We start from the raw sequence: 15,635 nt of genomic DNA, 5'->3' as shown, positions 1-15,635 counted from the left end.
ACTTAGTTTTAAATAAAGGCCGCAATTTAACACAGTTAGGGTAGCTGTGATATCCACTAAATTGCTTCAGTTTAAAGAAAAAACCCAATGCACGTGGACTTTATGCATTGGGTTATGTATTGCAAATTGTTTTTGCTATCTGTTTTTTCTACTTGTTTTTACTATTCGTATTGGCTAAGAAAACAGTTCTTTCAACTGGTATCAAAGCAGATTTTAATTGAATAGATTTACTGTCGAATCTGCCCATCGCCGTATACGACGAATTTCTCGGTAGTAAGCTCTTTAGCCCCCATCGGACCATAGGCATGAAGCTTACTGGTAGAAATACCAATTTCAGCGCCTAAACCTAATTGCCCGCCATCTGAAAATCTTGACGAGGCATTTAACATGATCACAGACGAATTTACTTCACGCATGAACCGCTGCGAATGCTTTAAGTTCTCTGTCACAATGACTTCTGTATGGCCACTGCCATATTCCTGGATGTGAGCAACGGCGGTATCAAAATCATCGACAACCCGCACTGCTATTTCCAGAGCCAAATATTCAGCATGCCAATCATCTTCAGTCGCTTCAAGAGCTTCTGATTGCTTGAAAAAGGGCAAGGATTTTTCACATGCGTGTACTTTGACTTTTTTGTCCGCAAACATCGCATCCACTTTAGGAAGAAAATCATCCACTATATCTTTATGTACGATAAGCGTCTCAAGTGCATTACAAACGCCTGTGCGCTGCGTTTTACCATTTTCCAAAATGGGTAAGGCTTTTTCTAAATCCGCATCTTTATCTACGTACAAATGACAAACACCTTTAAAGTGCTGGATCACAGGAATTTTGCTATTCTGCGAAACGTAGCGAATTAAACCTTCTCCGCCGCGGGGTATCACTAAATCAATGCTATCGCTTAACTCCAGCATTTGTGCCATGACTTCTCTGTCAGGTACCGGGATAACAGTAGCAACACCCGTTGGTAATCCTGCTTTTTCAAGCGCTGCGTGTAAAATAGCAGCCAGCGCTTTGTTGGAATGTTGCGCTTCTTTCCCGCCACGCAAAATGACTGCGTTCCCTGCCTTTAAGCAAAGCGCAGCAGCATCTATTGTCACGTTTGGTCGAGACTCATATATCATAGCAACAACGCCTAGAGGAATCCGCATTTTGCCAACCTGAATGCCGCTTGGAAGCGGTTTAATTTCAGATATGCTACCTAACACTTCATTTTGATTGGCAATTTCAATAACGGCGTCCGCAATCCCTTTAACCCCTGACTCATCCAAGGCTAGTCGGTCAATCATTGCTTCAGATAATCCCGACTCCTGTGCATTGGCCAGGTCAAGCTTATTGGCTTTTAGTATGCTAGCGGTATTCTCAACCAGCATGTCTGCGATTGACAGTAATAAGGATTTACGCTCGCCCTGAGAAAGGTTTGCAATGGCGGTTTTGGCTGCCTTAGCTTCAGCGGCAGCTTGCTTGATATTAAAGGTCATAATATGGTCTCTACTATCTCCTATTCGTTTTACTATTCTCTATGAGATTTATCTGTGTGAGCTCAAATGTATTTATTGACTCAATCGTAAGTATGGGTGTCATCGGGTAAAGGTTGATTATGGTCGTCAGCCGTATCCCGGTCGTGGTGCAGCAATACAAAATCATCTCGATGTAAGACTTCAGCACTTTCACTGTAGCCCAAGATATATTGTATTTGAGCGCTTTTGGCGCCCTTAATTTGTTGTATTTCACTAGAGGAATACGCGGCCAAGCCTTTACCAATCACTTTTCCTTCGTGAGTTACCAGCACAGCATCGCCTTCATTGAACTTGCCAATTACCTGCGTTATGCCCGCAGCTAAAAGAGATGCGCCGCGCTCGGTTACAGCAAGATAGGCTCCCTTATCAACTACCAGCTCTCCTTTAGGATGTGATGTATGCTTGAGCCAATCCTGTCGCGCCGTACTATCTTCGTCATACGCTAAAAACAGTGTACCCGGACAATTTCCTTTAATGAGTTCTTTAAAGGTAGATTCTTTTTCACCATTGACAAGCAGTGTTTGAATACCGCTTCCAGCGCATTTCTGAGCGGCCTGAAGTTTAGTGATCATGCCACCTGTCCCAACGGCCGAACCTGCACCACCGGCAAGGCCCATAATCCCTTCATCAATGTGATCAACGGTAGGCAACAGTTTGGCTTCAGGATCTAGGCGTGGATTTCCTGTATACAGCCCATCAACATCGGTACAAATAATCAAACAATCGGCTTGAGCAGCAATAGCAGTATGAGCTGCAAGGTTGTCGTTATCGCCAACTTTACTGGTGTCCAAGGCTACTGTGTCATTTTCGTTCACAATAGGAAGTGCACCATGGACTAACAACTGCTGGATCGTATTTTTAATATTTACAAAGCGCTTGCGGTCGTTGAGATCTTCTACCGTCAACAGTAATTGAGCGCAGGGGAAATCAAACAAATTTGCCCAAGTAGCCATCATTTTGGTTTGCCCAATGGCTGCCATAGCGGTCTTTTTTTCAGGACTGACTTTAACGCCAATCTTAATTACACCTCGCGCAGCAGCAACACTTCCGGACGAGACTAAAATCACGTCCTTGTTTTGCTTGCGACACTCAATAATAAAGTTTGCAATATTCCCAAGGAATTTTTCGCTCGTGCCTTCTCCATCTGGAGAGACAAGTGCGCTTCCAATTTTAATTACGGCTGTCTGCCAAGAAAATGCGGTCATCACCTAAAGATATCGTTGAATTTGGCTAAGTAGGATAGAGATTTAGCACGTTTTCTCAAGGGCTCAAATAACTAAAAAGTGCTAAAAGCATTGTTTTTTATGCTTTTTAGCTCTATTTCACCAAAAGCGCTTAAAAACTCACATTTTGTTTACAATGTAATCTGACCAATGCATCTCGCTTTTTTCGTTCAAAATACCGGGGCACATGCCATTTAGCGTAATACGACTATGTATAAAAATGATTATTTCTTTTACGCGCTTTGACTTCGATAAATATATAGCTGTATATTCGAAAATAATTGATTAAAGATTTAACTGCCATAAAGCATTTCGCCGTATTAAAGGATATTGCATGACCTTTTCTGATAGTAAACGCCTCCTGTATAGAGTTTTAACGATTTGTGCGCTTGCAAGCGTCACGCTTCATTCACACGCTGCCATAAAACAAAGTAAAGGCAAATTTGAAGATAAATTTCGTCAGTTAGATGAAGTTCTGCCCACACCCAATGTATATCGAAATGCAGCGGGTGCGCCTGGACACATGTATTGGCAGCAACAAGTTGATTATGTTATTCAGGCAAAACTTGATGAGAAAATGCGCCGAATTGAAGCGAAACAAAGCATTACTTACACCAATAACTCCCCCGATACCCTCAAGTATTTGTGGATCCAGCTTGATCAAAACAAGTTCAAACAGGATTCAATGGCTAACCTTACATCGACATTTAATAGCATTGGAAGTGATGGTCCGCAAACCGCCAGCAATAATGCGTCCCCTGCAAAAATAAGCCTTGCCGAACTGAGGCGTCAGCATTTTATTGAAGACCTTGCGCTTGGTTACGATATTAAAAAAGTAGCGCAAAAGAATGGCAACGCGCTTAAGTACACCATTGTTGGTACTTTGATGCGAGTAGATTTACCTAAAGCGCTTAAATCTGGAGATAAATTCAGTTTTGATATTGATTTTGCTTTTAACATTGTTGAAGAAGACGCGGTTTCTGCTCGAGCAGGCTATGAACATTTTCCTGATGATGCACGAGAAGGCGGCAATGATATCTTTTTGCTGGCGCAATGGTTTCCGCGCTTGGCCGCCTACACGGATTATGAAGCATGGACCAATAAAGAATTTATTGGCAGTGGTGAATTCACCCTTGAGTTTGGCGATTACGATGTAAGTCTAACAGTCCCTGCAGACCATATCGTATCCTCCACTGGTGTTTTAACTAACCCTAATGATGTTTTAACTTCAACACAGCGCAAACGCTTAAAAGATGCCGAGGATGCTAAGCGCCCCGTCTTTATTGTGACGGAAGAAGAGGCGCTTGAAAACGAAAAAGCCGGCACTGATAAAACCAAAACATGGCGGTTTAAAGCTGAAAATGTGCGCGATTTCGCCTGGGCCTCATCTCGTAAATTTATGTGGGATGCGAAGGGCTACCAGCAAGGCGGTGACGAGCAGCCGCTTGTAATGGCCATGTCGTTTTATCCAAAAGAAGGCGGCGACCTTTGGAAAAAATACAGCACTGAGTCGGTGATTCATACCATGGAAGTGTATTCGCGTTTTTCATTCGACTATCCCTATCCTGTTGCACAGTCTGTAAACGGGCCCGTAGGCGGCATGGAGTATCCCATGATCACCTTTAACGGTCCGCGCACAGAACTAAGAGATGATGGTTCGCGCACCTATTCCCTGGCTGAAAAACGCTTTTTAATCGGCGTCGTTATCCACGAAATTGGTCATATTTACTTTCCGATGATTGTCAATTCTGATGAACGTCAGTGGACGTGGATGGATGAGGGACTCAACAGCTTTTTAGACGGTGTTGCCGGGCGCGAATGGGATCCAGATATTCCCTGGGGAGTTGAGCCGTCTGACATCACCGATTATATGAAGTCAAACACCCAGGTACCCATTATGACGCAGTCAGATTCAGTTTTGCGATTAGGGCCAAACGCATATACCAAGCCTGCTGCTGCACTGAATATTTTACGTGAGACGATTTTAGGCCGTGACTTATTTGACTTCGCTTTTAAAGAATATGCACAGCGCTGGAAGTATAAGCGCCCAACACCTGCCGATTTTTTCCGCACCATGGAAGAAGCTTCGGGCGTGGATTTGGACTGGTTTTGGCGAGGCTGGTTTTACACGACCGACCATGTGGATATCTCCGTAGATGCAGTTTATAAGCTGAGAATGGATACTGAGGACCCCGATATTGATTTTACCCGTGAACGTGAGTTGATGAATGACAAACCACTGTCGCTGACCGTTGAACGCAATCGCGCTGAGGGTAAAAAACTTTGGGTTGAGCGCAACGAAGATATTCGCGACTTTTACGATGAGAACGATATTTATACCGTAACGAACAAGGAACGCAACGCCTATCAGTCTTACCTTAAAGGATTAGAGCCTTGGGAAAAAGCCACGCTTGAACGCGCAGTCAAAGAAGATAAAAACTACTATGTGATGTCGTTTTCAAATCACGGAGGCCTTGTTATGCCGCTGATTGTAGAAATGACATTCTCAGATGGCAGCTCGGAAATAGTGCGTATTCCTGCAGAAATTTGGCGACGTTCACCCAAGCAGGTGGACAAATTATTTGTTACCGATAAGGCGAAAGTTATAGAAAAAGTCGTACTTGACCCACGCTGGGAAACCGCTGATGTGGATATTCGCAACAATCATTTCCCTCAGCAAATAATTGAGTCGCGCATCGAGTCATTTAAGCGCAGTAAGAGCGAGGCGAAAACCTCTCGTGATATTATGCATGACATAAAATCTGAGCTGAAAGATCCAAACGATGACAATGACGATGAAAACTAAGCAAGACGGTTTATTAAATTTATACCGCATGTTCCGTTCAAAACTTGCATTGGCAGGCTTATTGTGTTTGTTCTGCGTTAATATGGCAACGCAGAGCGCCTTTGCGCACCAACAAAAACTGGCACTGAGTAAAGTCGTATACAATCCAAGGGCAAATACACTGGAAGTGATGCATCGCTTTGAACTTCATGATGCAGAACACGCTGTTAAAGAAATATTCGGTAATCAGGCGGATATTATCCAATCGCATGAAACCCAGTCACAGTTTGCAGAATATGTGTATGCACGCTTTGGTCTTTATCGAAAAGACGATACGCCCATAAAACTTACGCCAATAGGTTTTGAAGTCGACGGTAAACATTTTTGGGTCTACCAGGAAGCGCCAGCGCCGGATACACTTGAAGGCATTCAAGTGGTTCACAACGCTTTGCGGGATATCTGGTTCGCACAAACCAATACGGTAAATATTGAAGTGGGTAAGGATATCGACACCCTGACATTTACAGATAATACTGAAGTCCTAAGCGTTGATTTTCGGTAAGTCTGGCCTTCATCCTTCTTTTCGCATTATGATAGCAAGTGATTCTGAACATATTGCACTGCGAATTTTGTTATTCGCTGGCTCAAAGCAGAGCACACAAAAGCTGAGTTAAAGGAAAGATTGCATGTCAAAAGGCGCAAGAATTAAGGCACAAAGAGAAGAAAGTAAGCGAGAGGGTTTTGCCGGTCAAACCGCTTCTCAAAACAGCGCTGAAAAGGCGAATCAATACAATGCGTTTACCAACCCGAAAAACATCAATTGGGTGTTGCTATCCGGCGCAATGGCAATTCTCGTGTTGTCTTTACTGTTTATGCCGCAGGAGCTAGGCGCAGGCATTACTTCGGTGTACAGCATTATGCTGTGGACTGGTCTTTTTGGCGCCACACTTGCGCGATACATCGGTAAAAACGGCTGGCTTGGCTTTTTTACCGGAAGCGTGTTTGGAATGCTCATTCATATTTTTGCGCCGCTCATTCAAGCGATGATGTAACATTTTAAGATGCGGATGAATGCTCATTTTTGTGATATACAAATTGGGGCGAAAGTCGCTTTCGTTTTTATCCGCTTTAATGCTTTGTTATGCGTGAGGTTTACTCAATATGTTGGTCAACCCTCTTCGTATTAATGTGCCCTGCAACCTGGCGTTTATATAGTTATTTGCAAATATTGAAATAGCTAAAATGATAAAGAAATAAATTGATTCGTACCCAAACAACAACGTACCGCCGACCAAACCTATCCCGGAACACGCTAAAAGAGAGCCGAACATATAAATTGCGCTTCTTCCAGATAATTTCATTTTAACAAAAGCCTCAACTCTCGCTTTTTCAAGAAGCGATACCTGCTCTGCTTCAGATAAATGCGATATTTCACAAAACCGATTAACGTATCTTTTTGTCATCTTCTTGCCTTGATGTAAAACCTTTGAATTATAAGCGTAGATTGGGCGAAATCCAAAACTGTGTCCCATTGTACGTCGGTTTCGAATGCAAATGGCATGACAAGAGATGGGCATCTCTGTTGAATCACTTGTTAGCTATCCTATCCTCAAGACTCCCAGCTACATATTTGTGTAAGATGCTTGAAACTAAGGTTTGGTAAGGTAAGCCTTCTTTTGCTGCACGACGTTGTAGAGCAAGCAGATCGCGACTTGATATTCGAATGTTGATTCGTTTATCTTTCTTCAGAGTTTCTTCAGCCGCAGATTGAGCAGCTTTTTTAAGAGCTGGAGTCTTAACTGATTTGAATTCACCTGCATCAAAATCGTCTAATATTTCCTGCTCTTCAGGATTCAATTTAACTTCTCGCATTACTTGTCTCCTAAATAAATTTTCGTAGCTTTTCGACTTGGAATTATAGTTTTAAGAAAAATTTCTTCGTCAGTTTCGACATAGGGGATTAAAAATGCGTAATTATCAATCTCTATAACGAATACTCGTTGATTCGGATATTTTTCCTTATTCGGATGCTCAATAATATCCAGAAGCTCACCTTGTTGTATGCAAACAACGACATCTTCAAATGAAACACGACGCTCATTAAGTAGTTGTTGGTTTTTATCCAGATTCCAGTTTATCGATTTCATAGCGATTAGTTTAGCACCGCGTGTGCCGTATGTCATCAGATACTAAGTAGGCATAGCTAACGCTGTAATAACGAGTTATCAGCTATGGCGTGACGGTTGCGAATGGAAATGGCACGACAAGAGTTGGTAATCTCTGCTATTTGACTTGTTATGTGCCTAATACCAATATTAGGTATATTCTGGTACATAAGATTGTAAGATGGCTACAAATACTAGTATCACATTGGGTGAACATTTTGACGGATTTATTGCGCAACAAATAAATGAAGGTCGTTACTCGTCTGCAAGTGAAGTGGTGCGCGCCGGTTTGAGATTACTCGAAGACAATGAACAAAAAATTGCAACATTGCGACACTTACTCAAGGAAGGTGAAGAAAGTGGTACTGCAGAAAATAGCTATGAATCTTTGATGCAAGAATTGGACGACGAACTTGGATAATGGGTAAGTTTTCTGTAACTCATAAAGCCAAAACAGATTTAAAGTCTATTGCCGCATATATGCAAAGAAAATGGAGAATCAAACAAAGAGCTGTCTATGTAAAACAGTTTGATGATACCTTTCGCAACCTGGCGAACAACCCTGATGCTGGCCAGGTATGTGATTTTATAGAAGTTGGATACCGAAAATTTCCATGCAGCAGTCATGTGATTTTTTATAGACTGGTGTCAAATAATGACATTCAAATTGTCCGTATTATACATAAGCGCATGGACGTCAAATCTAAGCTAGACGGCACATGACGCCAAAATAAGCGGTAGATGGCGCTCCTCCCAGATATCCGTTTTCATTGTCTTCGGTAGGTATCATGCCGTATTTGCCATCTGTTTTAGCGCTCCACTATTTCCTTTTACTATTACACCTCATTGAGTTTTCGCAAAAGCACATTTGATTTTTCTATCTTGGGAAGAGTTTGGTATTTGACTCAGCAGAGTGATAAAAGAGCGTGGCTCTAATCGTCTCGGCCACTTACCTCCATCGGTAAAAACGGTTGGCTTGGCTTTTTTACCGGAAGCGTGTTTGGAATGCTCGTTCATATTTTTGCGCCGCTCATTCAAGCGATAATGTAACATTTTAAGATGCGGATGAATGCTCATTTTTGTGATATACAAATTAGAGCTCTCCGGTGGTGATGCGGCTTGCTACTTGTGCGATCGCATAATTCGACGAACGCTCTTTAATACTTTTTGTGAACGTTGAGCAACTAAGTCAATACTCACTTTTAATATTCAAAAGCGGCACTCTGCGTATTTTAAAAAAACTATCGTCATTGCGGCGGAGGCCGCAACCTCCCTGCGTATATCGTTGAGTTGAGAAATCAAACCAAATTGATAGAAATTCACGCTTTTTAGCTGATCGACGAGAGTTTAGGGGTTCCGGCCTTCGCCGGAATGACGATTCTTTGTAGACGAATCCTATCGTCCGTTCCTTGGTCTTTAGGAGACTATCGCCTTCGCGATAGTGACGGGCAGTTAATTATCTTTAGTAAACCAACGGTCTGTTGAAACATAAGGTGTAACCGTCGGGTACATACTTAAAACATCTTTTAAAATTCAAAGCTTGCTTCAAAAACAGTTTTTAAATCGTATTGGCAAGAATTGTGGAAACGATTGGCACGAGCCTGCCACAGTGATAAAAGTGACAAACCAATAATGCAAAATGAAAAAACCCCCTCCTGAAAACAGAAAGGGGTTTTATGACGTAAAGGCGCTACGCGATTTTTACAGCTCGTTCATTGCTCTTACGCTCACGCTTCCTATACCGGCTGCCTCGACTTCTTCTTTGATTGCACTGGCATCACCAATGATCACCCAAGTAAGTTTACCAGGGTGCACAACTTGCTCAGCGGCAGATTCCAGATCTTGTGTTGATAATGCGCGATACTTCTCTGGTAAGCTCTCTGGGTAATTGAGCTCACGATCAAAACGGTTGCTTGATAGCAGTGAGCCCAATACTGCACCAGAGGTTTCGTACTGACCAGGTAATGAGCGTACTTGATCAAGAACCACGCGCTCTAGCTCTTCAGATGTTGGTGGTTTGTCACCTTTATAGGCATTGAGTTCTTTAACTAACTCTTTTAAAGAATCACCGGTTTTATCTGTTTGTACCGGAGCATAAACCATAAACAAGCGCTGACCTTTCGCATCTTGTAAGAAGGTATAGGCACCATATGCCCAACCTTTATCTTCACGCAAATTCATATTAACGCGCGCAGTAAATTCACCCCCTAGCGTTGAATTCATAGCGTTTATTGCAATGTTATTATCAACACCGGTAGGAGGGGCTACATGCGCAGCTAGTATGAGCGACTGAGCAGATCCCGGACGGTCAATAATAATGGCCTGTCCCTCTTCGGGCAGCGCCACTTCAGCAATGACTTTTTCTTGCTTACTTCCAGCAACACTCCATTTTCCGAACTCTTTCTCAAGCATTGGCTTAATTTCGTCCATGGTAGTATCACCCACAACAAAAATGGTCGCATTATCCGGACGCATCCACTGGTCTTTGAAGGCCACCATATCTTCACGCGTAATGCTTGCTACCGACTCTTTCGTACCGGTGCCCGTTAACGGGATACCGTAGGCATGATCATCACCAAAAATAAGCGGTGGTAATAAGGTAAAGGCGATTGCGGTTGGTTGTGCCATTTGCTGTGCGATATCACTGAACAATAAAGCTCGCTGACGCTCTATCTCGTCTTTGTCGAAACTTGGGCGCAGCAACACATCGCTTAACAGCTCAAGCGAGTCATTCATATTTTCTTTGAGCATCGACATGCTTACAGTGGTGGTATCTAAGTTAGAGCCTGCCCCCAAATTTGCACCTAGCTGCTCAAGCTCAGCTGCAAGTTCAAGCGCGTCGTATTTGCCTGCACCTTCATCAAGCATACGCGTTGTGAAGGTAGCCAAGCCTAGCTTGTTACCTTTATCGGCAGCAAATCCGGCGTCAAACTGAAAGGCAACGTTAACAACCGGGATGGTGCTGCGTTGTGCCAAATTGACCGTAATGCCGTTAGATAGTTGTGCACTTTGCACCTCAGGGAAGCTTAATTCAGTCTCTCCTGTCACATCGGGTAGGCCGGCGCTTCTGTCGAGGTCTGTTTCAATCGTAGAATATTCTGGGAAGGGCACCACGGTAAGTTGATGCCAGCCATTGCTTAACCATTCGCGAGATGCATTTAACACCGATTTTGGGTTGGCTTTGTCTAAAAGCGCAAGTTCGGTTTTAAAAAACGCTGGGTCACCTGCAAGTAGCTCGCCCTGTGCGAGTGTTTGTGCTTTTCCAGAAAATCCGCCAACTTCTTCAAGTCCGCGGATAATACCCGCTTTTGTTTTTGTAGAAACCAGCCTGACTTCATCTTTACTTGGGCCTTTTTTCAAAAACTCAGCCATGATTTTATCAAGCTCACGCTCAACTTTATCAACGTCTACACCGTCGGCCACATCCACAACCACGCCGAAAATAGACGCCATTTGCAGTTCAAGATTAAAAACCGATGCACCGGTCGCGATCTGTTGGTTGTATACTAACTCTTTATATAGGCGGGAATTTTTTCCGTCACCAAGCACGTTGGCAGCAATGAAAAGATCGGTAGACACTGGATTGGTATCTTCAGGCGCTACCCACACGCGATAAATTCGTGTTTGAGGCACTTTATCCTGCATGGTTTCTCGAGAATTCGCTGAACGCTTAGGTACCCATGCGTCCCACTTGGTTAATGCAGGCCCTGCATCGATATCGCCAAAGTATTTCTCAACCAATGGACGAGCTTCTTGTGCGTTTATATCACCCGACAGTACCAAGATTGCATTGGCTGCACCGTAGTATTGCTTAAACCAGCTTTCAACATCTTCTAATGAAGCAGCATTTAAATCATCCATTGAGCCAATCGGCAGGTGCGAGTAGGGATGTTCATCCGGGAACATATTGTTGATGATGCGATCAAACACCTTTCCGTAAGGCTGATCTTCGCCCTGGCGCTTTTCGTTTTGCACAACGCCGCGCTGCTCATCCAGTTTCTCTTGCGTGATTGCACCTAGTAAGTGCCCCATGCGATCAGATTCCATCCACAAAATCCGATCAAGCGCAGGTGTTGGCACCGTTTGAAAATAATTCGTGCGGTCAAAACTCGTGGTACCGTTTAATCCTGTTGCGCCAACTTCTTGAAGGGGCTTAAACCATTCATCATCATAGTTTTCAGTGCCGTTGAACATAAGATGTTCAAATAAATGCGCAAAACCTGTTTTACCCTCAGGTTCATCTTTAGAGCCAACCTTGTACCATACCGCAACAGCGACAACTGGCGCTTTTCTATCCTCATGTACAACAACAGTTAAACCGTTGTCTAACTCAAATTTTTCATAAGGAATGTCAATTTCCTGTGCATGTAAACTTACACTGCAAACAAGCGCAAAAATGCCTGTTAATACAGCCTGTATCAGCTTCCCTGACTGTGGACTTTTTGTGTGTATCATATCTTCCTCGTTAATCTGTTTAAAAACAGTTATTTGCTACCGCATCCATTAGGGTTTATCAAGTAAACAGTCGCGCAGCAAGTTATGCAATGCCTGTCTGTTAACTTACAGCGTTTTTTAACCCTATCTGCAATCATATCTGCAAAAGACAGAGTATTGATAGCTTAGTATCTAATCAAACTATTTGGAATTCCCGTATTAAGTTGTAAAAAAGTGTGTCATCGTGCTTAAATTCAATACGATTAACCGGTAAAGGAGGCAACTTGCCAGATATAGAGCCGCAAGGTGTAAATGACAATAGCACCTCAAAAATGGGTGTGTGGATGCTCGTGGCTGCCTGGATCATCGTATTTGGATTACTCATCGCGTATTTTTCTGGCATGCTCGACAAACAATACAATCCTAATCAGTCTCCGCAAAGCAAGGTATCGCAGCAAGGTGTTGAAGTGATCCTTAAGCGCAATCGACAAGGGCATTACGTCACCAGCGGTTTGATCAACGGTAAAGAAGTCACGTTTTTGCTGGACACGGGTGCAACAAGCGTATCGATTGGCGCGCATTTAAGGGATTATTTAGGTTTACAGCCAGGCCAACGCTTTCAGGCCCTTACCGCAAATGGCCCGGTCACCGTAGCTTACACCAACATCAATGAGCTTCAAATTGGTGATATTCGATTGCTTAATGTGGATGCCAACCTTAATCCTGGCCTTCGGTCTGATGAAATCCTGCTGGGTATGAGCGCTTTAAAGCATTTGGAATGGTCCCAACGAGGAGATACATTAACCATTCGCACTTATTAGGCTTTAGGGCTACTATTATGTGTTGACACCTACACATACACTAATAAAAAAGGACCATACCATATGCGCCATCATTTGATTGCTATCGCGACCTTAAGTGCCCTAGGGGCATGCAGCCCGGCCCCTGAAACTGACAATCAAGCTACCAGCGAAACTCAAACGCAGCAAGTCGCTTCAAGTGAGCAAAGTGCAAGCTTTACTCAAGCTGAAATAGAGGCGGAAACCGCTCGCCTGAATCAATGGTTTGAGGAAAAGTACGAAGAAGAAGTGATGCAAAGCCCCATTCAACTTGCATTTTTAGGAAGAAGCGAGCGTCAGGGCGAAATTGATGACTTTTCTGAAAAAGCATTGGATGACGCCTTAGCCCGCTCCCGAAAAAACGCTGAAGAGCTTAAAAACAATTTTAATTACGAAAAGCTAAGCGATGATGCGAAAATTTCTTATGATATTTGGATGTATCAAGCGCAAGATGCTGAAGTTGCGGATAAATTTCGATTCAACACGTATGTATTTGATCAAATGCAGGCGGTACATTCATTCTTTCCGCAGTTGCTGATCGCTTTTCATCGCGTTGAAAATGCGCAAGATATGCAGAATTATTTGAGCCGAATCAATGAAACCGGCCGGGCGATGGATCAGCTCATAGCAATTTCACAAAAAGTAGCTGAAAAAGGCGTCCGTCCTCCCTATTTTGCGTTTGACTCAGTCATTAAAGAATCTAACAAAATCATCTCAGGCGCGCCCTTCAACCAAAACAGTGCTAAAAATTCTGACAGTAGTTCTGAAGACAGTGCAATATGGGCTGATGCTAAATCAAAACTGGCGACCCTCGTTGAGAAAGGTGAAATGACCCAGGATGAAGCAGATAGCATGCAAGAAGAAATTAAAAATGCACTGTTAACCGTGTTCAAACCGGCTTATGAAAATCTGATTGCCTGGCAGGAAACAGACAGAGCCAACGCGTCAGAACAAGCCATGGGAGCAGCCGATCTTCCAGACGGTATTAACTTTTATAATTATCGTCTTGCCAATCAGACAACCACCGACCTTAGTGCCGATGAAATTCATAAAATTGGTTTAGAGGAAGTCGGCCGCTTGCGCAAAGAAATGGAAGCGGTGAAAAACGAATTTGGCTTTGAAGGCAGTTTGGCTGAATTTTTTGTATTTTTACGCGACACAAAAGACGACGAGCGTTTGTATTACCCGAATACCGACGAAGGTAGACAGGCCTACATTGACGACGCCACTGCCGCTATTGATAAAATTAAGGCAGTGCTGCCTGACTATTTTGGCATTTTACCGAAAGCCGATATGGTGGTGAAACGCGTTGAAGCCTTTAGAGAGCAAGATGGTGCAGCTCAACATTACTTTCCCTCGACACCTGACGGTTCTCGCCCAGGGGTTTACTACGCGCATTTATCAGATATGACGGCCATGCCTAAACGTGAGCTCGAAGTGATTGCCTATCACGAAGGGCTCCCTGGACATCATATGCAAATTGCCATTCAGAACGAGCTTACTGGCGTGCCTACCTTCAGAACGCAAGCGGGATTTACCGCCTACAGCGAGGGCTGGGCGCTTTACACCGAATGGCTGGCCAAAGAAATGCCTGGCACGTATCAGGATCCGCTGTCAGAATTTGGTCGATTAGGCTCTGAAATGTGGCGAGCCATTCGCTTGGTGGTCGACACCGGTTTACATTCAAAAGGATGGAGCGAGCAACAGGCAATCGCGTATTTCATTGAAAATTCTGCTGTTACCGAAGCTCAGGCGAAAAGCGAAATTCGTCGTTACTTGGTGCTTCCGGGGCAAGCCACCAGCTATAAAATTGGCATGATTAAAATTCAGGAACTGCGAGAAAAAGCCGAAGCGCAATTAGGTGATAAGTTCGACATACGAGGGTTTCACGACACGGTTCTGGGCGGAGGCGCAATGCCACTGGCGATTTTAGAGCGAAGAGTGGATGCTTGGATAGCAAGTCAAAAGGCTTAACTTACTTAGCCTAGATAAGGCAATTAGTTACTTAATATCAGTTGGCGCCAAACTACTGAAGAGTTTGGCGTTTTTTATTTTGTATAAAAAACTTAATAACATTAAAGGGATAAGTTTTCGTGCAGATGCAAAAGTGACATATACGACTATTCAGACAATTAATTATCAAGCAAATGCTATGTACGCCGATAGAAAAATTAGCCGCCAATAAAACTGCTCTGCACGTTTTATTTCGCGCCGTAGATTTTTATATAGGTAACTATCATGACTCGACTTCAGGCTTTATCCTCACTTGTAATCGCTAGCACGCTATCAATAGCACTTGCTTGCATACCCGCTCAAGCAAAATCCAATCGACTAATTTCGTCTGGACTTACGGATCTAGTCAATGAGTTAAATAAGCAAACCCCACTTAAGGTCGATTCAGATACACGATTGGATTCGGTAGCGACCTTTGCCAACTATATGATTTACAACAATACGCTTACAGACTTTGACGCAGAAGAAGTTAATCCTCAGCTTGTGGCACAGCACTTTGAAGAAAATGTGATTTCTCAACTTTGTGCGATGGAAAATTTCCGCCCGTTTATAGAGCTAGAGCTTGTAATGGTGTATCGCTACACCGATAAAAACGGCAAGTTTATCACCGAGCTTAGTAAAGACTTGTCTAGCTGTGTTTAATGCTTAATCAA

14 protein-coding genes are annotated in these 15,635 nt (G+C 43.4%); 8 read left to right on the top strand and 6 right to left on the bottom strand.

Annotation, left to right across the window (positions count from 1 at the left end; all coding sequences use genetic code 11):
* Nucleotides 1-227: 227 nt before the first annotated feature.
* Both D6V41_RS07200 and proB read right to left on the bottom strand, forming a co-directional pair.
* The gene (locus D6V41_RS07200; protein ID WP_136250816.1) at nucleotides 228-1,484 is read right to left on the bottom strand and encodes a glutamate-5-semialdehyde dehydrogenase; all 1,257 of its coding nucleotides are present in this window, start codon (nucleotides 1,482-1,484) and stop codon (nucleotides 228-230) included.
* Between the two features lie 80 nt (nucleotides 1,485-1,564).
* Nucleotides 1,565-2,728, bottom strand: coding sequence for a glutamate 5-kinase (gene proB / locus D6V41_RS07195; protein WP_136250815.1), 1,164 nt, complete (start codon nucleotides 2,726-2,728; stop codon nucleotides 1,565-1,567).
* A gap of 352 nt (nucleotides 2,729-3,080) precedes the next feature.
* On the opposite strand from proB, the gene D6V41_RS07190 reads away from it, so the two are divergent.
* The 3 genes from D6V41_RS07190 to D6V41_RS18300 all read left to right on the top strand — a co-directional run bounded on the left by D6V41_RS07190 (nucleotide 3,081) and on the right by D6V41_RS18300 (nucleotide 6,583).
* Entirely contained in the window at nucleotides 3,081-5,552 is a 2,472-nt protein-coding gene (locus D6V41_RS07190; RefSeq protein ID WP_136250814.1) for a M1 family metallopeptidase, read from the top strand.
* On the top strand, nucleotides 5,542-6,093 hold the full coding sequence (locus D6V41_RS07185) for a DUF6702 family protein (RefSeq protein ID WP_241664457.1): 552 nt from the start codon (nucleotides 5,542-5,544) through the stop codon (nucleotides 6,091-6,093). Before D6V41_RS07190 ends, D6V41_RS07185 begins: the two co-directional genes overlap by 11 nt.
* Before the next feature lie 124 nt (nucleotides 6,094-6,217).
* The gene (locus D6V41_RS18300; protein ID WP_241664456.1) at nucleotides 6,218-6,583 is read left to right on the top strand and encodes a hypothetical protein; all 366 of its coding nucleotides are present in this window, start codon (nucleotides 6,218-6,220) and stop codon (nucleotides 6,581-6,583) included.
* Between the two features lie 87 nt (nucleotides 6,584-6,670).
* On the opposite strand, the gene D6V41_RS07175 is transcribed toward D6V41_RS18300, so the two are convergent.
* The 3 genes from D6V41_RS07175 to D6V41_RS07165 form a co-directional block, all read right to left on the bottom strand.
* Complete coding sequence (locus D6V41_RS07175) at nucleotides 6,671-6,994, bottom strand: hypothetical protein (RefSeq protein WP_136250813.1); 324 nt, start codon at nucleotides 6,992-6,994, stop codon at nucleotides 6,671-6,673.
* A gap of 124 nt (nucleotides 6,995-7,118) precedes the next feature.
* Nucleotides 7,119-7,403: a hypothetical protein gene (locus D6V41_RS07170; RefSeq protein WP_136250812.1), complete on the bottom strand. Its 285-nt coding sequence runs from the start codon at nucleotides 7,401-7,403 to the stop codon at nucleotides 7,119-7,121.
* Complete coding sequence (locus D6V41_RS07165) at nucleotides 7,403-7,714, bottom strand: BrnT family toxin (protein WP_241664455.1); 312 nt, start codon at nucleotides 7,712-7,714, stop codon at nucleotides 7,403-7,405. The genes D6V41_RS07170 and D6V41_RS07165 overlap by 1 nt, the downstream gene beginning before the upstream one ends.
* Before the next feature lie 163 nt (nucleotides 7,715-7,877).
* Here D6V41_RS07165 and D6V41_RS07160 point away from each other — a divergent pair, with 163 nt between their 5' ends.
* Entirely contained in the window at nucleotides 7,878-8,117 is a 240-nt protein-coding gene (locus tag D6V41_RS07160; RefSeq protein ID WP_136250811.1) for a type II toxin-antitoxin system ParD family antitoxin, read from the top strand.
* Entirely contained in the window at nucleotides 8,117-8,419 is a 303-nt protein-coding gene (locus D6V41_RS07155) for a type II toxin-antitoxin system RelE/ParE family toxin (protein WP_136250810.1), read from the top strand. Before D6V41_RS07160 ends, D6V41_RS07155 begins: the two co-directional genes overlap by 1 nt.
* A gap of 978 nt (nucleotides 8,420-9,397) precedes the next feature.
* Here D6V41_RS07155 and D6V41_RS07150 read toward each other — a convergent pair.
* Complete coding sequence (locus tag D6V41_RS07150; protein WP_136250809.1) at nucleotides 9,398-12,151, bottom strand: M16 family metallopeptidase; 2,754 nt, start codon at nucleotides 12,149-12,151, stop codon at nucleotides 9,398-9,400.
* A gap of 311 nt (nucleotides 12,152-12,462) precedes the next feature.
* On the opposite strand from D6V41_RS07150, the gene D6V41_RS07145 reads away from it, so the two are divergent.
* The 3 genes from D6V41_RS07145 to D6V41_RS07135 all read left to right on the top strand — a co-directional run bounded on the left by D6V41_RS07145 (nucleotide 12,463) and on the right by D6V41_RS07135 (nucleotide 15,624).
* Nucleotides 12,463-12,951 (top strand): retropepsin-like aspartic protease family protein, encoded by a 489-nt coding sequence (locus D6V41_RS07145; protein ID WP_136251154.1) that lies wholly within the window; start codon nucleotides 12,463-12,465, stop codon nucleotides 12,949-12,951.
* 63 nt (nucleotides 12,952-13,014) lie between these two features.
* On the top strand, nucleotides 13,015-14,943 hold the full coding sequence (locus D6V41_RS07140) for a DUF885 domain-containing protein (protein WP_136250808.1): 1,929 nt from the start codon (nucleotides 13,015-13,017) through the stop codon (nucleotides 14,941-14,943).
* A 264-nt stretch (nucleotides 14,944-15,207) separates the two neighbouring features.
* On the top strand, nucleotides 15,208-15,624 hold the full coding sequence (locus D6V41_RS07135) for a hypothetical protein (protein WP_136250807.1): 417 nt from the start codon (nucleotides 15,208-15,210) through the stop codon (nucleotides 15,622-15,624).
* The last annotated feature ends 11 nt before the right edge of the window (nucleotides 15,625-15,635 follow it).

Source organism: Ningiella ruwaisensis, from assembly GCF_004798935.1.
In the GTDB taxonomy this organism is placed as follows: Bacteria; Pseudomonadota; Gammaproteobacteria; order Enterobacterales; family Alteromonadaceae; genus Glaciecola; species Glaciecola ruwaisensis.
This window is presented reverse-complemented; position numbering and strand designations above follow the sequence as displayed.